At 66.6% G+C, this 22,298-nt stretch carries 21 protein-coding genes and 1 riboswitch; of the genes, 8 read left to right on the forward strand and 13 right to left on the reverse strand.

The features are described from left to right. Positions 1-91 precede the first annotated feature (91 nt). The 8 genes from ACFPK0_RS02345 to cutA form a co-directional block, all read right to left on the reverse strand. Complete coding sequence (locus ACFPK0_RS02345; protein WP_377338108.1) at positions 92-889, reverse strand: zinc-ribbon and DUF3426 domain-containing protein; 798 nt, start codon at positions 887-889, stop codon at positions 92-94. A gap of 91 nt (positions 890-980) precedes the next feature. Continuing rightward, positions 981-1,877, reverse strand: a complete 897-nt coding sequence (gene prmA, locus ACFPK0_RS02350) for a 50S ribosomal protein L11 methyltransferase (RefSeq protein WP_377338110.1) — start codon at positions 1,875-1,877, stop codon at positions 981-983. Between the two features lie 95 nt (positions 1,878-1,972). Beyond that, positions 1,973-3,340: an acetyl-CoA carboxylase biotin carboxylase subunit gene (gene accC / locus ACFPK0_RS02355; RefSeq protein WP_377338112.1), complete on the reverse strand. Its 1,368-nt coding sequence runs from the start codon at positions 3,338-3,340 to the stop codon at positions 1,973-1,975. Between the two features lie 11 nt (positions 3,341-3,351). Then, on the reverse strand, positions 3,352-3,810 hold the full coding sequence (gene accB / locus ACFPK0_RS02360; RefSeq protein WP_056082466.1) for an acetyl-CoA carboxylase biotin carboxyl carrier protein: 459 nt from the start codon (positions 3,808-3,810) through the stop codon (positions 3,352-3,354). A gap of 65 nt (positions 3,811-3,875) precedes the next feature. Then, positions 3,876-4,328 carry a type II 3-dehydroquinate dehydratase gene (aroQ, locus tag ACFPK0_RS02365; RefSeq protein ID WP_377338114.1) on the reverse strand — a complete coding sequence of 151 codons (453 nt, stop codon included), beginning with the start codon at positions 4,326-4,328 and terminating at the stop codon, positions 3,876-3,878. A gap of 153 nt (positions 4,329-4,481) precedes the next feature. Further along, complete coding sequence (locus ACFPK0_RS02370) at positions 4,482-5,015, reverse strand: TlpA family protein disulfide reductase (protein ID WP_056082461.1); 534 nt, start codon at positions 5,013-5,015, stop codon at positions 4,482-4,484. Beyond that, positions 5,012-7,195, reverse strand: a complete 2,184-nt coding sequence (locus ACFPK0_RS02375; protein WP_377338117.1) for a protein-disulfide reductase DsbD family protein — start codon at positions 7,193-7,195, stop codon at positions 5,012-5,014. Before ACFPK0_RS02375 ends, ACFPK0_RS02370 begins: the two co-directional genes overlap by 4 nt. A gap of 177 nt (positions 7,196-7,372) precedes the next feature. Next, positions 7,373-7,717 carry a divalent-cation tolerance protein CutA gene (gene cutA / locus ACFPK0_RS02380; RefSeq protein WP_377338119.1) on the reverse strand — a complete coding sequence of 115 codons (345 nt, stop codon included), beginning with the start codon at positions 7,715-7,717 and terminating at the stop codon, positions 7,373-7,375. A 226-nt stretch (positions 7,718-7,943) separates the two neighbouring features. Between cutA and ACFPK0_RS02385 the strand changes: the two genes are divergently transcribed. Together ACFPK0_RS02385 and groL are read left to right on the forward strand one after the other, a co-directional pair. Next, positions 7,944-8,237: a co-chaperone GroES gene (locus ACFPK0_RS02385; protein WP_007081521.1), complete on the forward strand. Its 294-nt coding sequence runs from the start codon at positions 7,944-7,946 to the stop codon at positions 8,235-8,237. Positions 8,238-8,375: 138 nt separating this feature from the next. Further along, a complete protein-coding gene (gene groL / locus ACFPK0_RS02390) occupies positions 8,376-10,031 on the forward strand; it encodes a chaperonin GroEL (RefSeq protein ID WP_056082455.1) in 1,656 nt (551 codons plus the stop codon). 193 nt (positions 10,032-10,224) lie between these two features. Here the strand turns inward: groL and metE are convergent, their stop codons facing one another. Then, a complete protein-coding gene (metE, locus tag ACFPK0_RS02395; RefSeq protein WP_377338122.1) occupies positions 10,225-12,516 on the reverse strand; it encodes a 5-methyltetrahydropteroyltriglutamate--homocysteine S-methyltransferase in 2,292 nt (763 codons plus the stop codon). A 138-nt stretch (positions 12,517-12,654) separates the two neighbouring features. Further along, positions 12,655-12,816, reverse strand: a riboswitch (cobalamin riboswitch). Between the two features lie 184 nt (positions 12,817-13,000). Between metE and ACFPK0_RS02400 the strand changes: the two genes are divergently transcribed. The 6 genes from ACFPK0_RS02400 (at position 13,001) to ACFPK0_RS02425 (ending at position 17,771) form a co-directional block, all read left to right on the forward strand. After that, positions 13,001-13,543: a carboxymuconolactone decarboxylase family protein gene (locus tag ACFPK0_RS02400; RefSeq protein ID WP_056606256.1), complete on the forward strand. Its 543-nt coding sequence runs from the start codon at positions 13,001-13,003 to the stop codon at positions 13,541-13,543. A 21-nt stretch (positions 13,544-13,564) separates the two neighbouring features. Beyond that, the gene (locus ACFPK0_RS02405; protein ID WP_056082447.1) at positions 13,565-14,680 is read left to right on the forward strand and encodes an acyl-CoA dehydrogenase family protein; all 1,116 of its coding nucleotides are present in this window, start codon (positions 13,565-13,567) and stop codon (positions 14,678-14,680) included. Next, positions 14,680-14,844 carry a rubredoxin gene (locus ACFPK0_RS02410; protein ID WP_007081516.1) on the forward strand — a complete coding sequence of 55 codons (165 nt, stop codon included), beginning with the start codon at positions 14,680-14,682 and terminating at the stop codon, positions 14,842-14,844. The genes ACFPK0_RS02405 and ACFPK0_RS02410 overlap by 1 nt, the downstream gene beginning before the upstream one ends. 8 nt (positions 14,845-14,852) lie before the next feature. Next, on the forward strand, positions 14,853-15,683 hold the full coding sequence (locus ACFPK0_RS02415; protein WP_377338125.1) for an ABC transporter ATP-binding protein: 831 nt from the start codon (positions 14,853-14,855) through the stop codon (positions 15,681-15,683). Positions 15,684-15,714: 31 nt separating this feature from the next. Next, complete coding sequence (locus ACFPK0_RS02420; protein WP_377338127.1) at positions 15,715-16,920, forward strand: ABC transporter substrate-binding protein; 1,206 nt, start codon at positions 15,715-15,717, stop codon at positions 16,918-16,920. 65 nt (positions 16,921-16,985) lie between these two features. Further along, the gene (locus ACFPK0_RS02425; protein ID WP_056082438.1) at positions 16,986-17,771 is read left to right on the forward strand and encodes an ABC transporter permease; all 786 of its coding nucleotides are present in this window, start codon (positions 16,986-16,988) and stop codon (positions 17,769-17,771) included. Between the two features lie 4 nt (positions 17,772-17,775). On the opposite strand, the gene dusB is transcribed toward ACFPK0_RS02425, so the two are convergent. From dusB to ACFPK0_RS02445, 4 genes are all read right to left on the reverse strand, one after another. Then, positions 17,776-18,762 (reverse strand): tRNA dihydrouridine synthase DusB, encoded by a 987-nt coding sequence (dusB, locus tag ACFPK0_RS02430; protein WP_056082435.1) that lies wholly within the window; start codon positions 18,760-18,762, stop codon positions 17,776-17,778. Positions 18,763-18,802: 40 nt separating this feature from the next. Next, entirely contained in the window at positions 18,803-20,080 is a 1,278-nt protein-coding gene (locus tag ACFPK0_RS02435; protein ID WP_377338130.1) for a nucleoside permease, read from the reverse strand. Positions 20,081-20,298: 218 nt separating this feature from the next. After that, positions 20,299-20,907: a uracil-DNA glycosylase family protein gene (locus tag ACFPK0_RS02440; RefSeq protein WP_377338132.1), complete on the reverse strand. Its 609-nt coding sequence runs from the start codon at positions 20,905-20,907 to the stop codon at positions 20,299-20,301. Further along, entirely contained in the window at positions 20,904-22,274 is a 1,371-nt protein-coding gene (locus tag ACFPK0_RS02445; protein WP_377338134.1) for an FAD-binding oxidoreductase, read from the reverse strand. Before ACFPK0_RS02445 ends, ACFPK0_RS02440 begins: the two co-directional genes overlap by 4 nt. Positions 22,275-22,298: the final 24 nt, after the last annotated feature.

Genomic DNA, 22,298 nt, shown 5'->3' on the forward strand with positions numbered 1-22,298 from the left:
CTACCCGCGCGCGGCAGGAATTTTAAGTGCTGATGCGAGAGTTCGCGTTCGCCATGACGTGTGCAGTCATGTTCGTGCGGCAGGATGTCGCCTATTCAAAATCGAACGCGAACGCGACGGCACGTGTGCCCGGGTCTTCCACCTCGAACAACAAGGCTGTGCGGCTGCCCGGCGCCAGCCCGCGCTGCACGGCCTGCGGGTCATCGAGGTATTCGGCCGGTTGCAGGCGCCGCATCGCCACACGCTTGCCCTGTGCATCGGACAGCGTCAGCGCCACCACCGGATAGGGCTGGCTGAAGGGCGCGTCATTGCGCACGCCGAGGCTGATCACCAGCGCGCCCGGTACGCTGGGGTGGGTTTGCACGTTGCTGGCGAGCAGCCGCAATTGCCCGGGTGCGGCCACCAGTGGCAGCTGGCAATGCAAGGTGTTGCAGATCTGCTGCAGCATGGGCCCGCTTTGTGGATCGCGGATCAGGAAATCCCGCTTGGCCCAGGCCAGCTGGCTGCCCAGCAGCAAGGTCAGGAAGGTGCAGGCGAAGACCCATGGCCAGAACCGTTCGGTCGATTCGCGCCGGTTGCGCGCGAAGCGTGGCGCAAAGGCCTGCGGCCCGGATGCATCGGCTGTCGCGTTGCCGGCGGCATCGGCCACGACGACCGCGATCGGCTCCACCGGCGGGCGATACACCGCCAGCTCCAGCAGCGGCGGACGCATCAGCGGCGGGTGCAGCGGCAGTTCCCGGAATGGCTCCGGCGGCAGCTGGTCGGTGAGGTTGGCCAGCGCGTCGAAGGTGTCGCCGCAATGCCCGCACGACACCTGTCCGCCGGCGAGCGTCAGTGTCCCGACGTCCAGCGAAAACACGGTGAGGCAAGCGGGACACTGCGTATACATGGGCGCCTTCGTTCGGTGAGCCGCAAGCTTAGCGCAGCGGCCAGCGGCCAGCGGCCAGCGGTCAGCGGTCAGCGGGCCCGAGCCCGCATGCTCAGCGGCGCCGTCCGCTGATGCGCACCCAGCCCTCGCGGATGTCAACGCGCAACGCGTCGAACCATTCGTCGTAGCGCTGCAGCAGTTCATCCTGCTGGCCGTCGAGGATGCCGGAGATGGCGAACGGCGCGCCGGGTTTCGCGGCGGCGGCAAAGGTGGGCGCCAATGCGCCCAGCGGGCCGGCCAGGATATTGGCGACGAAGACGTCGGCCAGGTCGGCTTCCACGTCGTCGGGCAGGAACAGGGCGAGCCGGTCGGCCACGCCGTTGCGTTCCGCGTTGTCGCGCGACGCGGTCAGCGCCTGCGGATCGTTGTCCACGCCGACGGCGCTGGCGGCGCCCAGCTTCAGCGCCGCGATCGCCAGGATGCCCGAGCCGCAGCCGTAGTCGGTGAGGGTCTTGCCGGCCAGCTCCAGCCCGTCCAGCCATTCCAGGCACAAGGCGGTGGTGGGATGGGTGCCGCTGCCGAAGGCGAGGCCGGGGTCGAGCCGCACCACCACCAGGTCGTCGTCGGCCGGCGGCTCGATGTTCCAGGGGTAGATCCACAGCCGGCGCCCGAACGGCATCGGCTTGAACTGGTCCATCCAGGCGCGCTCCCAATCCTGGTCGGCGACCTCGGTGAAGCCGAGCTGGTCGGGTTCCAGCCAGGGCAGCAGTTCGCCCAGCGCGGCGCCCAGACCGCGGCGATCGGTGTGCTCGTCGAACAGCGCATCGAGCGTGATCGTGGGCCACAACGGCAACTCGCCCACGCCGGGCTCGAAGATCGCCTGTTCGTCAGGCGTCTCCGCATTGGCGTCGCGCAAGGTGACCGAGAGTGCACCCAGATCCTCCAGCGCCTCTTCCGCGCGGGGTTGCTGTTCGGTGCGCACGACGAGAGAGAGTTCGAGGAAAGGCATGGGAGTTTTCTGTGGCAGGTAGGAGCGCACCCTGTGCGCGATGCCTTTCGTCCGTAACGAAGAGCATCGCGCACAGGGTGCGCCCCTGCAGGTGGTCAGGCGCCGCTGGCGGCTTTCTCTTTCTGCTCAGCCATGCGCTTTTCGAGGTAATGGATGTTCTGGCCGCCGTGCTGGAATCCGACGTCGCTCATGATCCGCTGCTGCAGCGGGATGTTGCACTTCACGCCCTCGATCACCGTCTCGGCCAGCGCCAGCCGCATGCGGGCGATGGCGGTTTCGCGGTCGGGCCCGTGCACGATCAGCTTGCCGATCATCGAGTCGTAATTGGGCGGAATGCGGTAGCCGTCGTACAGGTGGGTGTCCACGCGCACGCCCGGGCCACCCGGCGCCTCGAAGCGCTTCACCGTGCCGGGGCTGGGCATGAAGGTGTCGGGGTCTTCGGCGTTGATGCGGCACTCGATCGCGTGGCCGCGGATCACGATGTCTTCCTGCCTGATCGACAGCTTCTCGCCGCCGGCGATCAGCAACTGCTCGCGCACCAGATCGACACCGGTAATCCACTCCGTCACCGGGTGCTCGACCTGGATGCGGGTGTTCATCTCGATGAAGTAGAACTTGCCGCCCTCGAACAGGAACTCGAACGTGCCGGCGCCGCGGTAGCCGATGCGGATGCAGGCATCGGTGCAGACCTTGCCGATCTCGGCGCGCAGCTCCGGCGTGATGCCCGGTGCGGGGGCCTCTTCGACCACCTTCTGGTGGCGGCGCTGCATTGAGCAGTCGCGCTCGCCCAGATGGATCGCATTGCCCTGACCGTCGGCCAGCACCTGGATTTCCACGTGGCGTGGATTTTCCAGGTACTTCTCCATGTACACCTGATCGTTGCCGAAGGCCGCCTTGGCCTCCTGCTTGGTCATCACGATGGAGTTGGCCAGGTGCGCCTCGGTGCGCACCACGCGCATGCCGCGACCGCCACCACCACCGGACGCCTTGATGATCACCGGATAGCCGATCTCGCGGGCGATGCGCAGGCTTTCCTCGACGTTGTCATCCAGCGGGCCACCAGAACCCGGCACGCAGGGCACGCCGGCCGCCTTCATGGCGCGGATCGCCTCGACCTTGTCGCCCATCAGGCGGATCACGTCGGCGGTCGGGCCGATGAAGATGAAGCCGGATTGCTCCACCTGCTCGGCAAAATCCGCCCGCTCGGACAGGAAGCCGTAGCCCGGATGGATCGCCTGGGCGTCGGTGATTTCCGCCGCCGCGATGATGCGGGGGATATTGAGGTAGCTGTCCGTCGACGGCCCCGGGCCGATGCAGATGCTTTCATCCGCCAAGCCTACGTGTTTCAAGTTGCGATCGACGGTGGAATGCACGGCCACGGTCTTGATGCCGAGGCTGTGGCAGGCGCGCAACACGCGCAGCGCAATTTCGCCGCGGTTGGCGATGACGACTTTTTCTAGCATGCCGGTGGCCCTCAGGCGATCACGAACATCGGTTCGTCGAACTCAACCGGTTGGCCATTCTCGATCAGGATTGCCTTGACCGTGCCGGAGACCTCGGCCTCGATCTGGTTGAACATCTTCATCGCCTCGATCACGCCCAGCGTGTCGCCGACCTTCACCTGCTGGCCGACCTTGACGAAGGCGGGTGTGCCCGGTGATGCGGAGGCGTAGAACGTGCCCACCATCGGCGCCTTCACCACGTTGCCGGCCGGCAGGGCGTTGGCGGCGGGGGCTTCGGCAACGACGGGCGCCGGTGCCGCGGCGGCAACCGGGGCCGGTGCGGCGGCCACGGCGACCGGGGCGGCGACGGGCGCGGTGCCCTTGGGGACGCGCGAGAGGCGTACCACTTCCTCGCCTTCCTTGATCTCCAGCTCGGCGAGGTTGGATTCCTCCAGCAAGTCGATCAGCTTCTTGATTTTGCGCAAATCCATCGGATCAGCCCTTCAGTTTCAGTGAATGCCACCGGTGGGTGGCTGGAAAAATGTTGACGGCCGGGTCAGGCGGTCGCGGCCGGCTGCAGGCGGTGAATCGCCGCCTCCAGCGCCAGGCGGTAGCTGTCGCCACCGAAGCCGCAGATCACGCCAATGGCCAGGTCCGACAAATACGAGTGGTGGCGGAACGGCTCGCGTGCATGCACGTTGGACAGGTGCACCTCGATGAACGGCACCGCCACCGCGGCCAGCGCGTCGCGCAGGGCGATGCTGGTGTGGGTGAACGCGGCGGGGTTGAACAGGATCAGCGCGGTGCCATCGTCGCGCGCCTGCTGGATGCGCCCCACCAGCTCATGCTCGGCGTTGGACTGGAACCAGACCAGCTCGTGGCCGGCCGCCTGCGCTTGCGCGGCGAGCTGGGTGTTGATGTCGACCAGGGTCAGGTGCCCGTAGATATGCGGCTCGCGCGAGCCCAGCAGATTGAGATTGGGCCCATGGAGAACCAGGATCTTTGCCACACGCCACCTGACTGCTTGCTCCGGACGCCCGGAATGCCGCGCAGTGTGCGCGTCGGCATCAAAGTTGTCCAGTTCGGCGCAGATCGGCGATGTTTGAAGAAGAAGTCCCGCTCCCGGCGACGTCGACGATACGCAATCGTACGTTTGGCCGCCTCAATCGGCCTGCGGCGCCAGCCATTGCTGCAGCTGGGCATCGTCCAGCGGGCCGGCATGCTGGGCCCGTACGCGGCCATCGGCGCCGATCAGCACACTGTAGGGCAACACGTCGCTGACGTCGCCAAACCGGTAGGCCGAGCTCGGGTGTGACAGCTGCCCCAGCACGATCGGGTAGCTCACCGGGTGGGCGGCCAGGAACGCGCGGACGGGCGCCGGCTGGTCCATCGCGACGCCGATCACGGTCACGCCGCCGGCGCCGTGGCGCTGCTGGGCGCGATCCAGTGCCGGCATTTCCTCACGGCAGGGCAGGCACCAGCTGGCCCAGAAATTCAGCACGACCGGGTGGCCGCGGTAGTCGGCCAGGTCGTGTGTCGTGCCGGAAAGGTCGGGCAACTTGAGCGCGGGCGCCGGTTGTCCGACCAGGGGCGTGGATGCTGGCGGCGCGTCGGCCTGACGTTGCCAGTAACCACCCACGCCGGCGACCAGCACCGCCATCCCCAGGATGATCCAGTTGCTGCGGCTGAAGATCATTTCGCCGCCTCCGTCAGTGCCTGCTCCACCATCGAGGAGGTCAGCACGGTGGAAAGCTGGCGGCCCGGCCCACCGTCGCTCGGAAACACCACATATAGCGGCACGCCGGGCGAGTTGTATTGCTGCAGGAAGGCACTGATCACCGGGTTGACGTCGGTCCAGTCGCCTTTCATGTAGACCGCGCCGGTGCGCTGCAGCAGCGCGCGGAAGGCGGCGGTGTTGAGTACGGTGTGTTCGTTCGCCTTGCAGGTGACGCACCAGTCGGCGGTCATGTCGACGAAAACCGGCGTGCCGGCAGCGCGCAGCGCGGCCAGCTTCTCGGGGCTGTACGCCACCACGCCTTCCTCAGCCACGGCGCCGGCCGCCACTGGCGGCACGTGGGCCAGCAGATAGAGCGGTGCCAGCGTGGCCAACGCCAGCGGCAGCACCCACGCGCGGCCGGCGATGCCGCGCGAACGGCTGCGCTCGAACCACCACAGCGTCATCGCCAGCAGCACCATTGCCACCAGCACCAGGCCCACCGCGTCCGCACCGCGCTGGTTGGCCAGCACCCACACCAGCCACGCGGCGGTGAGGTACATCGGAAACGCCAGCACCTGTTTCAGGGTTTCCATCCAGCGGCCCGGTCGCGGCAGCAGCCGGCCCAATGCGGGAACGAAGCCGATCGCCAGGAACGGCAACGCCAGGCCCACGCCCAGCGCCAGGAACACCCCCAGCGCCGACAGCATCGGTGCCGCGAACGCATAGGCCAGCGCGCCACCCATGAACGGCGCGGTGCAGGGGCTGGCCACCACCACGGCCAGCACGCCGGTGAAGAAATCGCCAGCCGGCCCCGAGCGCGACGCCAGCCCGGCGCCCGTATTGCCCAGCGAGGCGCCGAGCTGCACCACGCCGGACAGCGACAACCCCACCGCCAGCATCACGCAGGCCAGCACGCCCACCAGCAACGGCTGTTGCAATTGCGAACCCCAACCCAGCGAGTGGCCGGCGGCACGCAACGCCAGGATGCCCATGCCCAGCGCGGCGAAACTGCACAGCACGCCCGCCGTATAGAACAAGGCATGCCGCCGCGCCGCGGCCCGGCTCTCGCCGCTTTCCAGCACGCTGACCGCCTTGATCGACAGCACCGGCAACACGCAGGGCATCAGGTTCAGCACCAGACCGCCCAGCAACGCCAGCGCCAGCGCGGCAAACAGGCCGGTTCGAATCGGGGAGGAGGGCGTGGCGTCGACAGGTGCCGATGCGGCAGCCGTGGCGGCGCCGCCCAGATCGACCTTGACCGTGCGGGTCATCGGCGGATAGCAAAGCCCGCCGTCCTGGCAGCCCTGGAACGTGGCCTGCACACTCAGCTGCTTGCGGCCGGCCAGGTCGCCATCCACCGCCACCGGCACGTCGACCTGGTCGAAATAAACCACGACATTGCCGAACTGCGGATCGGCATGCGTGACGCCGTCAGGCCATTCGGGCGGCCGCAGGCGCAGGCCGTCGGCATCGGTCAGCTTCAGCGTGGTGCGATCGCGATACAGGTAATAGCCCTTGGGCATCGACCAGCGCAGCAGCAGGTGGCTGGGGTCCGGTGCCACGGCTTCAAAGCGGAACGCCTCATCCTCCGGCAGCGGTGCGGCGGCCATGCCCGCCGGCGCGCTGGCGCCGCGACTGCCCAGCCCGGTCAATGCCGCGCCCAGGCTTTGCCCGGCCGGCGGGGACGCGACCGCATTGGCTGGCAGCGGCAGGTCGAGGTGTTCGGTGTGGGGCGGATAACAGATCTTCGGATCGACCTCGTGGCAGCCCTGGTACTGCACATCCAGCTTCAGGCGGGTGGTGCCGGCGGCCACGGTGTAGGGCACCGTGGCATCCACGCCGTGGTGGTAGGTTTCCACGTCGCCGAGGTATTCGTCGTGATGCTTTTCACCGTCGGGTAGCTGTGCCGTGCCCAGGGTGACGCCGGGGCCGGCGCTGAATTTCATGCGGCCGCGGTAGAGGTAATAGTCCGGCGCGATGGTCCAGTGCAGCTTCAGCACGCCGGGAGTCGAGACGTCGGCGCTGAGCTGGTAGGCCTCGGTCACCGGCAGCAGGTTGTCCTCCTGCGCCCAGGTGGGCAGCGCGGCGAACAGCAGGCCCAGCAACAGCATCAACTGGACCGGCAGGCGGTGGAAACGGGGGAAATGCAGCGCTTGCATTACAACTCCGGCGGGTGACGCGGGCAGACAACAGGTAAAGGCGGGCTATGGATGGCGGCGTGTCCGCAACGGTTCCGCAGCGTCGTCGTCGATACGCTCTCTTGCACATTATGGATCAGTGGCGGGGATCGAGCCGCGTCGTGCGGCGTTATGCGCGCCCGGCCGCTGGTGTCCTCATCATCCCGCGCTTTGTTCGCGCACCCAGTCGAGGTAGGCACGGTGGCCCTGCGCCACGGGTACACCCACCAGCTCCGGCAGCTCGTACGGGTGCAGCGTCAGCAGCCGCGTCTTCATCGCCTCGAAGCGGGCGGCGGTGGTCTTGATCAGCAGGAGATGCTCGTCATCGGTGGTGACCGCGCCCTGCCAGCGGTAGGTGGAGGTGACCCCAGGCAGGCAGCTGACGCAGGCGGCCAGTTTCTCGTCCACCAGCGTCGCGGCGATGGCCTTGGCACTGGCCGCGTCGGGACAACTGCAATAGCAAAGCAGCACGGCATCGGCGGGTGGTGGGGTGGCGACCATCATGCCAGCGTAACCGGAAAACGCGATGCTGCCGTCGCCGCCAGGTCATTTGCCCCGGTGCCCTTGAAAGCGTCGCCCATTCACCCAATTAGCTGTCGGGTCACCCGATCAAACCGCTTGCAGTGGCATGCTGTATCGCTAAAATTGGCACTCATATACCCCGAGTGCTAACAAGACCGAGGATCGGGTCTTCGAAGCCTTGTTCCACCTCAACCGTTTGGAGTCATCCATGAGCACACTGCGTCCGTTGCACGACCGCGTCATCGTCAAGCGCCTGGAAGAGGAGCGCGTCTCCGCCGGCGGCATCGTCATCCCCGACAGCGCCACCGAAAAGCCCACCCGCGGCAAGGTCGTCGCGGCCGGTACCGGCCTGATCATGGCCGACGGCAAGGTGCGCCCGATGTCGCTGAAGGCTGGCGACACCGTGCTGTTCGGCAAGTACGCCGGCCAGGAAATCAAGATCGATGGTGAGGATCTGGTGTTCCTGAAGGAAGACGACATTGTGGCGGTGATCGAGGGCTGAGAGCCGGGATTCGGCAGTCGGGATTCGGGATTCGTCGGCGCTTCGCGCCGCGGCCCGTAGCCGACTCCGCCCCCATTCTTGCCGTAACCGCTTTTCCGAATCCCAAATCCCGAATTACGAATCCCGGAGTCAACGAAAATGGCAGCTAAAGAAGTCCGATTTGGCGAAGATGCCCGCGCCCGCATGCTGAAAGGCGTCAACACCCTGGCCAATGCGGTCAAGGTGACCCTCGGTCCCAAGGGCCGCAATGTGGTGCTCGAGAAGAGCTTCGGCGCCCCCACGATCACCAAGGACGGCGTGTCCGTCGCCAAGGAGATCGAGCTGGCCGACAAGTACGAGAACCTGGGCGCGCAGATCGTCAAGGAAGCCGCTTCCAAGACCTCCGACGTGGCCGGTGACGGCACCACCACCGCCACCGTGCTGGCGCAGGCGTTCATCCAGGAAGGCCTGAAGGCGGTTGCCGCCGGCATGAACCCGATGGATCTGAAGCGCGGCATCGACAAGGCCGTCTCGGCCGCCGTGGGCGAGCTGAAGAAGCTGTCCAACCCGACCGCGAACGACAAGGAAATCGCCCAGGTCGGCACGATCTCGGCCAACTCCGACACCAACATCGGCGACATCATCGCCACCGCGATGAAGAAGGTCGGCAAGGAAGGCGTGATCACGGTCGAGGAAGGCTCGGGCCTGGACAATGAGCTCGACGTGGTCGAGGGCATGCAGTTCGATCGCGGCTACCTGTCGCCGTACTTCATCAACAACCAGCAGAGCCAGCAGGTCGAGCTGGATGACCCGTACATCCTCATCCACGACAAGAAAGTGTCGAACGTGCGTGACCTGCTGCCGGTGCTGGAAGCCGTCGCCAAGGCCGGCAAGCCGCTGCTGATCGTGGCCGAGGAAGTGGAAGGCGAGGCGCTGGCCACCCTGGTGGTCAACACCATCCGCGGCATCGTCAAGGTCGCCGCCGTCAAGGCGCCGGGCTTCGGTGATCGTCGCAAGGCCATCCTGGAAGACATCGCCATCCTCACCAACGGCCAGGTCGTGTCCGAGGAAGTGGGCCTGTCGCTGGAGAAGACCACGGTCGCCGACCTGGGTCGCGCCAAGCGCATCGTCATCACCAAGGAAAACACCACGATCATCGACGGCGCGGGCGAGGCGGAGAAGATCCAGTCGCGCATCGGCCAGATCAAGGCGCAGATCGAGGAGACCTCCTCCGACTACGACCGCGAGAAGCTGCAGGAGCGCGTGGCCAAGCTGGCCGGCGGTGTTGCCGTGATCAAGGTCGGTGCCGGCACCGAGATCGAGATGAAGGAAAAGAAGGCCCGCGTCGAAGACGCCCTGCACGCCACGCGCGCAGCCGTCGAAGAAGGCGTGGTCCCCGGCGGTGGCGTGGCGCTGATCCGCGCGCTGAAGGCCGTCGAAGGCCTGAAGGGCGACAACACCGATCAGGACCTGGGCATCGCGATCACCCGCCGCGCGCTGGAAGCGCCGCTGCGCGCGATCGTCGCCAACGCTGGCGAAGAGTCGTCCGTGGTGCTGAACAAGGTCAAGGAAGGCAAGGGCAACTTCGGCTACAACGCCGCCACCGGTGAATACGGCGACATGATCGAGTTCGGCATCCTGGACCCGACCAAGGTCACCCGCTCGGCCCTGCAGCACGCCGCGTCGGTTGCCGGTCTGGCGATCACCACCGAGGCGATCGTTGCCGAAGCGCCGAAGAAGGAAGAAGCCCACAACCACGGCGGCGACGCCGGCGGCATGGGTGGTATGGGCGGCATGGGTGGCATGGGCTTCTAAGTCTCGCTCCACCAGCTGCATCCACGAAAAACCCCGCTTCGGCGGGGTTTTTCTTTGCTTGTGGTGTGGCCTGGCGTCGCCCCGCTGCGTGCCTTCTTGCCTTCTTGTAGGAGCGACTTCAGTCGCGATGCTTTTCATCAAGCCACAAGAGCATCACGGCTGAAGCCGCTCCCACAAGGGTGCCCTGGACGCGCTACGCCTTTTCAGCCAACTCGCCGCGCAGTTGCCGGGCACAGCCGACCATGCCGCGCAGGGCCGCTTCAACCTCCGGCCAGCCGCGGGTTTTCAGGCCGCAGTCGGGGTTGACCCAGAGCTGGTCCACGCTCAGCACGTCCAGCGCCTTGCGCAGCAATTCCAGCATTTCGGCCGGGTCGGGCACGCGTGGCGAATGGATGTCGTAGACGCCGGGGCCGATGCCGTTGGGGTAGCGGAACCGCACGAACGCGTCGAGCAGCTCCATCCGCGAGCGGCTGGTCTCGATCGAGATCACGTCGGCATCCATCGCCGCCACCGCCTCGATGATGTCGTTGAACTCCGAGTAGCACATGTGGGTGTGGATCTGGGTGGTATCGCGCACGCCACCGGCGGTGATGCGGAAGCACTCCACAGCCCACGCCAGGTAATGCGGCCATTCCGCGCGACGCAGTGGCAGGCCTTCGCGCAAGGCCGGCTCGTCGATCTGGATCAGCTGGATGCCGGCCGCTTCGAGGTCGTGCACCTCGTCGCGCAGCGCCAGCGCGATCTGCCGGCAGACGGTTTCGCGCGGCAGGTCGTCGCGCACGAACGACCATTGCAGCATCGTCACCGGCCCGGTCAGCATGCCCTTCATCGGTTTGCTGGTCAGCGATTGCGCATAGCTGGACCAGGCCACCGTCATCGGCGCCGGCCGCACGATGTCGCCCCAGATCACCGGCGGCTTCACGCAGCGCGAGCCGTAGCTCTGCACCCAGCCCAGCTTGGTGAACAGATAGCCATCCATTTGCTCGCCGAAATACTCGACCATGTCGTTGCGCTCGGGCTCGCCGTGAACCAGCACGTCCAGTCCGATGGCTTCCTGGAAGCGCACCACCCGGGCGATTTCCGACTTCAGCAGATCGTCGTAGGCGACGTCGCTGAGCTTGCCGCCGCGGTGGGCGGCGCGGGCCTTGCGCAGGTCGTCGGTCTGCGGGAACGAGCCGATCGTGGTGGTCGGCAGCGGTGGCAGGTTCAGCGTCTCGGCCTGGGCGGCGTGGCGGGTGGCGTAGGACGAACGACGCAGCGCGATCTGCGGGCTGAGGGTACGCAGCCGTGCTCGCACGCCGGCATCCACCACGCCTGCCGATTGCGCCTGGGCATCCAGCAATGCCTGCTGCGCGGCGAGTGCGGCCGTGGCCTCGGCCTGTCCGGCCAGGGCGTCGGCGTAGGTGCGCAGCTCCTCCAGCTTCTGCCGCGCGAAGGCCATGGAGGCACGCCGTGCCGGATCGAGCGCAGTTTCCGCCTCCAGATCGATCGGCACATGTTGCAGGGAACACGACGGCGCCAGCCACAGCCGCTCGTCACCGATCCGCGACTGCGCCTTGCGCAAGAGTGTCAGCACCTTGTCCGGCCGGCTGCGCCAGATATTGCGGCCGTCGATGACGCCGGCACTGAGCACCTGTGTCGGTGACAGCGCATCCAGCACGGCGTCGAGTTGGCCCGGCGCGCGCACCAGGTCGACATGCAAGCCGTCGACGGGCAGCGAGGCGGCCACCGGCAGGTTGTCGCCCAGCGCCCCGAAATAGCTAGCCAGCAGAATTTTGGGGCCGCCCGCTGTGGCCAGTGCGGCGTACGCGCGACGGTAGGCAGCCCGTGCCTCCTCATCAAGATCCAGCACCAGGCACGGTTCATCCAGTTGTACCCATGTCGCGCCCGCGGCGGTCAGCTTGCCGAGCAGCTCGACGTAAGCCGGCAGCAACGCGTCGAGCAGCGCCAGCCGGTCACTGCCGTCGACCGCCTTGGCCAGCAGCAGGAACGAGACCGGCCCCAGCAGCACCGGGCGCGCCTGATGCCCCAGCGCCCGCGCTTCCAGGAATTCGGCCACGGGTTTGTCGCCGGCCAGGCGGAACTGCTGGCCGGCCTGCAGCTCCGGCACGAGGTAGTGGTAGTTCGTATCGAACCATTTGGTCATTTCCAGCGCGTGCAGGTCATGGCCGTTGCGCTTGTGGCCGCGCGCCATGGCGAAATAGCCGTCCAGATGGCCAGACGCGAACACCGGACGATAGCGGTCCGGGATTGCGTCGAACAACACCGCCGTGTCCAGCACATGGTCGTAGAGGCTGAAATCGTTGCAGGGAACGACGTCGACACCGGCGTTGGACGCCAGTTGCCAATGACGCTGGCGCAACTCGCGGGCGGTGTCTTGCAGGGCGTCGGCGGTGATTTCGCCGCGCCAGTGGGATTCCAGCGCGCGCTTGAGCTCGCGTTTCAAGCCGATGCGCGGAAAGCCGGAGTAGGTGACCTGTGACATGTAGTGATTCCTCTTGCAGACAGTGAGCAAAGAGGAACGAAGGAGTGGGGCAATGTCCGCCGCCCCGCGACCTTCGCCCCCGCGGGCGATCGAGCCGGGCGCCGTGATGGCGCGCCCGGACCAAGTCGGGCGGAAGCGCGAACGCTTCCGGCTGGAGCAGGTATTCGGGCTCGTGGACGCGTCTCAGAACGTCGCGTCCACCTACCGTTGCGGGGCAGCTCCGGCTTCAGGACCGGGATTCCCTGCCATATATCTTTCTATTCGAATAGAGAGATATCTGAACCAGCGAGCGCAGGATAGAGGTGCGGAAGGGGCGAATCAATGATCCATGTCAATTCCGTCCGGGCCGTTGCCCGTTACTCGTCGCCCACCGCCACGACCATGCTCGTTGGTTATAAGCACATGGAAACCGATCCTTTGTGATGCGGCGATCCGCAGGATAAGGTGGACGGACGTCTAGCCGTCTATTAGTAAAGGTAAGTCCATGAGCCGCATTGCCATCCAGACCATCGAGAGCGCCCCGGAAGAAGCCGGCCCGCGCCTTGCCGCCGCCAAGAAAAACAGCGGTTTCGTGCCCAATCTTCTGGGTGTGCTGGCCAATGCGCCCACCGCGATCGAGACCTACCAGACCGTCAGCGCCATCAATGCACGCAACAGCCTGTCCGACACCGAGCGCGAGGTGATCCAGATCACCGCCGCTGCCCGCAACGGTTGCGGCTTCTGCGTCGCCGGCCACACCGCCATCGCGCGCAAGAAGCTGCAGATGCCCGAGCCCCTGTTGGAGGCCCTGCGCGCCAAGCAGGCGCTGGATGACCCGAAGCTCAACGCGCTGGCCTTGTTCACGCTGGCCGTGATCGAGGAGCGTGGCCAGGTGTCCGACGACGAACTGCAGGCGTTCCTTGCCGCCGGCTACAACCAGGGCCAGGCGCTGGAAGTGGTGCTGGGCGTGAGCCTGGCCACGCTGTGCAACTACGCCAACAACCTGGCGAAGACCCCGATCAACCCCGAATTGCAACCGTACGCCTGAGTCATCAGCGGAGGGAACGGCATGAGCCCGTCCGAAAACCACAACCCGTCGTTGCAGGCGATCGCCACGCTGGTCGACGCGTCGCTGTCGCGGCTGGCCGACAGCATCGATCGCGAAGGCTTCTATCCGGTCGACTTCATGCGTGAGCTGGGCAAGCTGGGCGGTTTCGGCGCGACCGGCACGGATGCGTATGCGCTCGACCTCCCGCGGCAGATCGCCATCACCACGCAGGTGGGCCGCGTCTGCGGTTCCACCGCGTTCCTGGTGTGGTGCCAGTCCACCTGCGCCTGGTACCTGCAACATGCGCCTTCGGCCGCGGTGCGGCAGCGCTATCTGGACAAGGTCGCCAGCGGCTCGCTGCTGGCGGGTACCGGCATGTCCAATGCGGTGAAGCATCTGGCCGGGATCGAGAAGATCCGTCTCGACGCGCGTCGCGATGGCAACGGTTATGTGGTCAACGGCGTGCTGCCGTGGGTGTCCAACGCGGGTGCCGACAACCTGGTGATCGTGGCCGCGGCGGTCGAAGGCGGCGGTTACCTGATGTTTGCCGTGGAAGGCCGTGCGCAAGGGCTGGAGCTGCACCCGTGCCCCGATTTCTCGGGCATGGAAGGCACCAGCACGCTCAACCTGCGTTTCAAGAACGTGGCAGTGGGCGCCGACAGCGTGCTGGCGCATCCGGAACAGTTCGAGGCCTTCATGGCGCGGATCAAGGCCGGCTTCGTGCTGGGTCAGGCAGGCATGGGCTTCGGCGTGGTCGAGGGCTGTTTGAAAACGCTGCGCGAAAGCAACGTCACCCATGCGCACGTGAATGCTCTGCTGGACGACCAGGAAGCCGATCTGCAGGCCGAGTTGGTGGCGCTGCAGACGCAAGCCGATGCGTTGTCGCGCCAGGCGCAGGCCGGTGCAGTCGCTATCCTGCCGGTGCTGAAGCTGCGCGCAGCCGCGTCGGAGCTGGCCTTGCGTGCGGCCAACTCGGCGGTGCTGCATGCGGGTGCGCGTGGTTACCTGATGCGCCACCCAGCCCAGCGCCAGCTGCGCGAGGCAGTTTTCGTGGCCATCGTGACGCCGGCGCTGAAGCATCTGCGCAAGGAAATCCGCGACCTCGAGCAGCGGCAACAGCAAGCCGAGGCCGCGTAATGGCGAAGTGGATGTGCGGGCCATGCGGCTTCGTGTACGACGAGGCGGAAGGCATGCCCGAGGACGGTATCGCGCCGGGTACGCCGTTCGAATCGATTCCCGATGACTGGAGTTGCCCGGACTGCGGCGTGAGCAAGGACGATTTCTTCCTGGTACCGAATTGAGTGCAAGCATGAGCAAGCCCACCCCAATGCTGCATCCCGCCGTGCTGGAAGCCAGCCACATCGCGCTGAGCTACGGCCATGCCGGGCGCGCGACCAACGTGGTGCTGCGCGATTTCTCGCTGCAGCTCAAGGCGGGTGAAGTGGTGGCCGTGCTCGGCCCCAGCGGCGTCGGCAAATCCTCCTTGTTGCGCGTGCTGGCGGGCCTGCAGACGCCGGACAACGGCGGCGTGCGGGTGCATGGTGAGTCGCTGAAAGGGCCGCATCCGCGGGTGGGCCTGGTGTTTCAGGACCCGTGCCTGCTGCCGTGGCTGACGCTGGAAGAGAACGTGGGCTTTGGCCTGGATTTCCGTCACCAACCCGTGCTCGATGCCAGGACACGGCGCGAGCGGGTGCGCGATGCGATCGCCGAGGTCGACCTGCAGCACGCGCTGGGTCACTACCCAAGTGAATTGTCCGGCGGCATGGCGCAGCGCGTGGCGCTGGCACGCTGCCTGGCGCGCCAGCCGGAAATCCTGTTGCTGGATGAGCCGTTCAGTGCGCTGGATGAAATCACCCGTGGCGACATGCAGACCCTGTTGCAGCAGATCACCGCGCGCCACAAGACGGCGGCGGTGCTGGTGACCCATGACATCGACGAGGCGCTGGTGTTGGCCGACCGCATCGTGCTGCTGGGCGGCCAGCCGGGCGGGCTGATCGGCGAGTGGCGCATCGAGCAGCCGCATCCGCGCGATGCCGTTGCCACCGAACTGACCCGCGTTCGCGTGGAGATCGTGCAGGCGCTGCGCGACGCCCGCCGCGCCGGTTCACCACCCGCCGAGCTCCAGCGCGCCGTGGCGTGAGCGACGGCACCCATCCAATCATCGAGCCGTCATGACCACAGACCACGATTCCGACAGCAACGCCTCCCGCCGCCGCTTCCTCAAGCTTTCGGCGATGTTCACCGTGGCCGGTGCGCTGCCGCTGTTGCAGGGCTTCAACCGCGCCGTGGCGGCCGAACCCGATGCGCCCGTGCGCATCGGCTACCTGCCCATCACCGACGCCACGCCGTTGCTGGTGGCGCATCAGCGCGGCCTGTTCCAGAAACAGGGACTGTCGGTGGAGAAGCCGCGCATGTTCCGCAGCTGGGCGCAGATCGTGGAGGCCTTTCTCAGCGGCCAGGTGAACGTCGTGCACATGCTGTCGCCGATGACGGTCTGGGCGCGCTACGGCAGCAAGGCGCCGGCGAAGGTGGTGGCGTGGAACCACGTCTGCGGCTCCGCGCTGGCGATGACGGTCAAGAAGGACGTCCAGCAGCTGGACGACCTGGCCGGCACCACGGTGGCGATCCCGTTCTGGTATTCGGTGCACAACGTGGTGCTGCAACATCTTCTGAAAGCCCGCGGCATCGAGTCCATCGGCAGCGGCACGCCCGGGCCCAAACAGGTCAAGCTGGTGGTGATGGCGCCGTCGGACATGCTGCCGGCGCTGGCCGGCGGGCAGATTTCCGCCTACATCGTGGCAGAACCCTTCGTGGCGCTGGCCGAGATACTCAAGGTCGGCAAGGTGCTGCGTTTCACCGGCGATGTGTGGAAGGATCACGCCTGCTGCGTTGTGCAGATGCACGAGCGCGATCTGAACGAGCGCCCCGAGTGGTCGCAGAAAGTGGTCAACGGCATCGTGCAGGCGCAGGCCTGGGCACGCGACCATCGCGACGACACTTCGCATCTGCTGGCCAAGGACGCCGCCGACCACTACACCCCGCACAGCTACGAAACCCTGGCCAAGGTGCTGGCGCCGCCGCCGTCCGATGACGCGGCCTACATCGCGTCGGGTGCGATCCACCATCCGGAGTGGAAGCAGCACCGCATCGACTTCCAGCCGTACCCGTTCCCCAGCTACACCGAAACCCTGGTGTCGATGCTCAAGACCACCTACGTCGAGGGCAAGAACGACTTCCTGCCCGGGCTGGACCCCGCCTTCGTGGCGCGCGACCTGGTCGACGACCGCTTCGTGAAGAAGGCAATCGCCGGGCTGGGCGGCATGACGGCCTTCGGCCTGCCCGAAGGTTTCACCCGCCAAGAACACATCACCACCTGAACCCGTAACGCCATGCCGCCGCCGCTCGCCGCATGGCGCGGCGCCCGCATGCAGGCTGCAACTCCATGAACGCAACAAGCATTCCCCTCCACCGTTCCAGCGCCCGCATCGGGCTGAGCCTGTTCGGCCTGTTCGTGCTGCTGGTGCTGTGGTCGCTGGGCATCCACGTGCTGGGCAAGAGCATGCCGCTGGCCGGCGCGCTCAGCCCCAGCGATACCTTTCACAGCCTGTACGACTTGCTGGCACGGAACGAACTGACCCGGCACACGTTGACCAGCCTGAAGCGCGTCATGGTGAGCCTGCTGGCGGCGCTGGCGCTGGGCGTGCCGATCGGCGTGGCGGTGGGCAGTTCGCGCGCGCTGGACAGCAGCACCAGCGGTGCGTTCCAGTTCCTGCGCATGATCTCGCCGCTGTCGTGGATGCCGATCGCGGTGATGATCTTCGGCATCGGCGATGCGCCGATCTATTTCCTGCTGACCATCACGGCGGTGTGGCCGATCATCCTCAACACCTCCGCGGGCGTGCGTCAGCTCAACCCGCGCTGGTTGCTGCTGGCGCGCAGCCTCAGCGCCACCCGTGGCGAGATCCTGTGGCGCATCGTGGTGCCGGGCACCCTGGGCCACGTGCTCACCGGCGTGCGGGTCGCCATCGGCATGATCTGGATCCTGCTGATTCCCTGCGAAATGCTGGGCGTCAGCTCCGGCCTGGGCTATTTCATCCTCGACACCCGCGACCGGCTGGCCTATTCGGAATTGATGGCCGCGATCGTGCTGATCGGTGCGCTGGGTTTCCTGCTGGACGCGCTGGCGCAGCGGCTGCACCGGCACTGGGTGCCCGCCGGCACCGATTGATACCTCAGGCCGCCAGCGCGCTGGCGTCGCCAAGCGCGGCGAAATAATCGCGCGTCAGCCGTCGTTGCTCGGCAGCGGTCTCGGCCCGGTTGGCCACCTGGCGGAAGGCGGCGTTTTCGGGTCGGTCCTTCGCGTACCAGCCCAGATGCTTGCGCGCGATGCGCACACCCTGCTGTTCACCGTAGAACGCGTAAAGCTGGTCGAGGTGGCCCAGCAGGATCGTGGCGACCTCGGCCGGCGTCGGCTCGGGCAGCAGTTCGCCGGTGGCCAGGTAATGGGCGATCTCGCGGAAGATCCACGGCCGCCCCTGCGCCCCGCGGCCCACCATCACCGCATCGGCGCCGGTGACATCCAGCACGTGTTTTGCCTGTTGCGGCGAACAGACGTCGCCATTGGCCAGTACCGGAATGCGCACGGCCGCCTTCACCGCGGCGATGGTGTCGTATTCCGCCTCGCCTTCGTATTTGTCGGCGCGGGTGCGACCGTGCACGGCCAGCGCGGCGATGCCGGCGTCCTCGGCGATGCGGGCGATGTTCAGCGCGTTGCGGTTGTCGCGGTTCCAGCCAGTGCGGATCTTCAATGTCACGGGTACCTCGACCGCGTCCACCACCGCTTTCACGATGCGCGCCACCAGCGGCTCATCCTGCAGCAGCGCGGAGCCGGACCACACGTTGCACACTTTTTTGGCCGGGCAGCCCATGTTGATGTCGATCAGCTGCGCGCCGTTGGCCACGTTGAAGCGCGCCGCCTCGGCCAGCATCGTGGGGTCGTAGCCGGCGATCTGCACGCTGACCGGTTCCGGTTCGCCGTCGTGATCCATCCGCTGCAGCGACTTGCGCGTATGCCACAGGCGCGGATCGGCGGTGGTCATCTCCGACACGGCAAGGCCCGCGCCCAGCCGCTTGCACAGCAGCCGGAACGGCTTGTCGGTGACGCCCGCCATGGGGGCGAGCACCACCGGCGGGTCGATCAGGTAGGGGCCGATACGCATCCGCCCATTGTAGCGGCAGCGCTGGATCGGCGGTCGCAGCTCAGACCCGCAGCGTGCCTTCCGGCGTCAGCGGCACCGCCTCGCCCTCGCGATGATGCCGGTGCTTGAAAAAGATCATGAACAGCACCGCCACCACCAGCGCGTAGGCCGCGAAGGTCAGCCAGATGCCACGCCAGTCCTTGGCGCCGTCCGCGGCGGTGAACCACAAATCGATGATCCAGCCGCTGATCGAGCTGCCCAGGATCGCGCCGATGCCGTTCGTCATCAGCATGAACAGGCCCTGCGCGCTGGCGCGGATGGACGGGTCGCTCTGCCCCTCGACGAACAGCGAGCCGGAGATGTTGAAAAAGTCGAACGCCATGCCGTACACGATGCACGACATCACGATCATCCACAGTCCGTTGCCCGGGTTGCCATAGGCGAACAGGCCGAAACGCAGCACCCACGCCACCATGCTGATCAGCATCACCGTCTTGATGCCGAAGCGTTTCAGGAAGAACGGAATCGCCAGGATGAACAGCGTTTCGGATACCTGCGAGATCGACATGATGATCGCCGGATAACGCACCGCCAGCATGCCCCGGTACGCGTCCACGTTGGCGAAGTCATGCAGGAAGGTGTCGCCGTAGGCGTTGGTCAACTGCAGGGCCGCACCGAGCAGCATCGCGAAAACAAAAAACACCGCCATCTTGCGGTTGCGCAACAGGCTGAACGCGGTCAGCCCCAGCACATCCACCCACGAACGCCGCGCCGTGCTGCGCAGGCGCGGCGGGCAGGGCGGCAGGGTGAACGCGTAAAGCCCCAGCAGCAACGCGGCCGCGGCCGCCACGCGGAACTGGCCGCCGGACGTTTCCAGGTGCAGCAGGCTCACCGTCCACATCGCGGCGATGAAACCGATCGTGCCCCACACCCGGATCGGCGGAAACACGCGCACCACGTCGGCGCCGTTTTCCTTCAGCGCGTTGTAGGCCACGGTGATCGCCAGCGACAGGGTCGGCATGTAGCACATCATGTTGAGCAACATCACCCAGAACAGCGTGTTCGGGTCGTCGATCGTCGGCACCATGAACAACACCACTGCGCCGCCGATGTGCAGCAGGCCGTAGAGCTTCTCCGCGTTGAGCCACTTGTCCGCGATCACGCCCATCAGCGAGGGCATGAACAGCGCGGCGATACCCATGGTGGAAAAGATCGCGCCGAACTGCGCGCCTGACCAATGGCGATACTGGAACCAATAGGCGCCGATGGTGATCAGCCACGCCCCCCACACGAAAAACTGCAGGAAGTTCATGGCCACGAGGCGCAGCTTGATGCTCATCTGATATCCGGCACACGGCCATAAAATTTTGGAGGTTAGAGAAGCGGCCCGAAACCGGCAAGGCACGCTGCAGCGCAGCGGTACCGTTTCAGGGATGCCAAAAGCCCGTCATTCCGGCGCAAGCCGGAATCCAGTGCCTTCAAGCTTTTGAAAAGCAGAGCTACTGGATTCCAGCTCCGGTTGGAATGAGGAGTTACTGGAACTATGCAAGACCCGCTTCAGCGTGGCGCAGCCAGCGCGTCGGCTACGCGCTGGCGCAATACCGGCAGCAGCTCCGCCTCGAACCACAGGTTGTGCATCACCCAGGGCCGGTTGCGCGGACTGGGGTGCGGCAGCGGCAATCGCCCGCTCGGCAGATAGTCACGCCAGCGCTGCACGGTGTCGGTGAGCCGGGTGCCACGCGGTACGCCGAGCATGCCCATCTGTGCGTACTGCCCGATCACCAGGGTCAGTTGCACCTGGCTGAGCAACGGCAACAATCGCGGATGCCAGGTGGGTGCGCATTCCGGCCGCGGCGGCAGATCGCCGCCATGCGCGCTGCCGGGAAAGCAGAAACCCATCGGCACGATCGCCACGCGGCTGGCGTCATAGAACGTGTCGCGATCGATCTGCATCCACTCGCGCAAGCGGTCGCCGCTGACGTCGTCGAACGGTACGCCGCTCAGGTGCACCTTGCGTCCCGGCGCCTGGCTCACGATCAGCAAGCGCGCCGTGGCCGATGCCTGCAGCACCGGCCGCGGGCCATGCGGCAGGTGCGCGGCGCAGATCTGGCAGGCGCGAATCTCGCGAAGCAGGCGCTCCAGTTTCGTGGGCAACGCCGTGCTCACGGCAACAACTTGCCCGGGTTGAGGATGCCATCGGGATCGAACGCCGCCTTGACGTTGCGCATCAATTCCAACGTGGTGGCCGGAACCGCCAGCGGCATGAACTCACGCTTCGCCAGGCCGATGCCGTGCTCGCCCGACAGCGTGCCCTCCAGCTCGATAACCAGCGCAAACACCTCGGCCAGGCAGGCATGCGCGCGCTTGCGCTCGGCGTCGTCGCGCGGCAACAGGTTCACGTGCAGGTTGCCGTTGCCCGCGTGGCCAAACGTCACGATCAATACATCGTGCTTCGCCGCAAACCGTTTGATCCCGTCGACCAGCGCAGGCAGATGGCTGACCGGTACCACCACGTCCTCGTTGATCTTGTTGGGCGAGATCGTGCGCTGCGCCGGCGACAGCGCCTTGCGTGCGGCCCACAGCGCGCGCGTCTCGTCGGCGCTCTGCGCCACTCGCAACTCCTCCAGCCCGTCGCCTCGCGCGGCCGCAGCCACCGCATCGACGGCGCTGTCCAGCGTGGCCGGTTCGCCATCCACCTCGATCATCAGCATCGCACCGGCCAGCGGCACACTGTCGCCGCCATGCGCATGCGCCAGTTTCAACGCCACGTCGTCGATGAACTCCAGCGCGCACGGCGTCACCGGCTGCGCCATGATCCGCGCCACCGCCCGCGCCGCGCTGCTCACATCGCGATAAGTTGCGCGCAACGTGCGCACCGCAGAGGGTTTCGGCGTGAGCTTCAACGTGGCCTCGGTGATCAGCGCCAGCGTACCCTCCGAGCCGATCAGCAACCGGGTCAGGTCGTAACCCGTCGCGCCCTTGCTGGTGTAAGTGCCGCAACGAAAACCCTCGCCACTGCCCGCCACCGCACGCAAGCCCAGCGTGTTCTCGCGCGGCGTGCCGTACTTCACCGCGCGCGGCCCCGCCGAGTTGCACGCCAGGTTGCCACCCACGCTGCACCATGGCGCCGAGCTCGGGTCCGGTGGCCAGAAGAAACCGTGCGGCGCCAGCGCCTTCTGCAAATCCGCGTTCAGCACCCCCGGCTCCACCACCGCGAGGCGGTTGTCCGGATCAATGCGCACAATCCGGTTCATCCGCTCGAAGCTCACCACCACGCCACCGGCCACCGGCACCGTGGCCCCGGTAGTGTTGGTGCCGCGGCCCCGCGCGATCACTGGCACGCCATGCTCCCGACACGCCCGCACCAGCGCCTCCACCTGCGCGTGCTCCGTCGGAAACACCACCGCATCCGGCAAGGCATGCCGGCGCGAGTTGTCGTAGGAATAGGCAATGCGCTCGGCTTCGCCGATGGCGAACGCATCGGCGGGGAAGGTGGAGCGAAGGCTGTCGAGCAGAGCGGGCGGGAGCGGCATCTGCCAAGTTTAACGCTGAACCTA

Origin of the sequence: Rhodanobacter ginsenosidimutans, from assembly GCF_042655685.1 — a bacterium.
Taxonomy (GTDB): Bacteria; Pseudomonadota; Gammaproteobacteria; order Xanthomonadales; family Rhodanobacteraceae; genus Rhodanobacter; species Rhodanobacter ginsenosidimutans.

Coding starts and splice junctions, on each gene's coding strand:
- ACFPK0_RS02345 (WP_377338108.1), bottom strand. CDS start 889: ATGTATACGCAGTGTCCCGCTTGCCTCACCGTGTTTTCGCTGGACGTC.
- prmA (WP_377338110.1), bottom strand. CDS start 1,877: ATGCCTTTCCTCGAACTCTCTCTCGTCGTGCGCACCGAACAGCAACCC.
- accC (WP_377338112.1), bottom strand. CDS start 3,340: ATGCTAGAAAAAGTCGTCATCGCCAACCGCGGCGAAATTGCGCTGCGC.
- accB (WP_056082466.1), bottom strand. CDS start 3,810: ATGGATTTGCGCAAAATCAAGAAGCTGATCGACTTGCTGGAGGAATCC.
- ACFPK0_RS02370 (WP_056082461.1), bottom strand. CDS start 5,015: ATGATCTTCAGCCGCAGCAACTGGATCATCCTGGGGATGGCGGTGCTG.
- ACFPK0_RS02375 (WP_377338117.1), bottom strand. CDS start 7,195: ATGCAAGCGCTGCATTTCCCCCGTTTCCACCGCCTGCCGGTCCAGTTG.
- cutA (WP_377338119.1), bottom strand. CDS start 7,717: ATGATGGTCGCCACCCCACCACCCGCCGATGCCGTGCTGCTTTGCTAT.
- ACFPK0_RS02385 (WP_007081521.1), top strand. CDS start 7,944: ATGAGCACACTGCGTCCGTTGCACGACCGCGTCATCGTCAAGCGCCTG.
- groL (WP_056082455.1), top strand. CDS start 8,376: ATGGCAGCTAAAGAAGTCCGATTTGGCGAAGATGCCCGCGCCCGCATG.
- metE (WP_377338122.1), bottom strand. CDS start 12,516: ATGTCACAGGTCACCTACTCCGGCTTTCCGCGCATCGGCTTGAAACGC.
- ACFPK0_RS02400 (WP_056606256.1), top strand. CDS start 13,001: ATGAGCCGCATTGCCATCCAGACCATCGAGAGCGCCCCGGAAGAAGCC.
- ACFPK0_RS02405 (WP_056082447.1), top strand. CDS start 13,565: ATGAGCCCGTCCGAAAACCACAACCCGTCGTTGCAGGCGATCGCCACG.
- ACFPK0_RS02410 (WP_007081516.1), top strand. CDS start 14,680: ATGGCGAAGTGGATGTGCGGGCCATGCGGCTTCGTGTACGACGAGGCG.
- ACFPK0_RS02415 (WP_377338125.1), top strand. CDS start 14,853: ATGAGCAAGCCCACCCCAATGCTGCATCCCGCCGTGCTGGAAGCCAGC.
- ACFPK0_RS02420 (WP_377338127.1), top strand. CDS start 15,715: ATGACCACAGACCACGATTCCGACAGCAACGCCTCCCGCCGCCGCTTC.
- ACFPK0_RS02425 (WP_056082438.1), top strand. CDS start 16,986: ATGAACGCAACAAGCATTCCCCTCCACCGTTCCAGCGCCCGCATCGGG.
- dusB (WP_056082435.1), bottom strand. CDS start 18,762: ATGCGTATCGGCCCCTACCTGATCGACCCGCCGGTGGTGCTCGCCCCC.
- ACFPK0_RS02435 (WP_377338130.1), bottom strand. CDS start 20,080: ATGAGCATCAAGCTGCGCCTCGTGGCCATGAACTTCCTGCAGTTTTTC.
- ACFPK0_RS02445 (WP_377338134.1), bottom strand. CDS start 22,274: ATGCCGCTCCCGCCCGCTCTGCTCGACAGCCTTCGCTCCACCTTCCCC.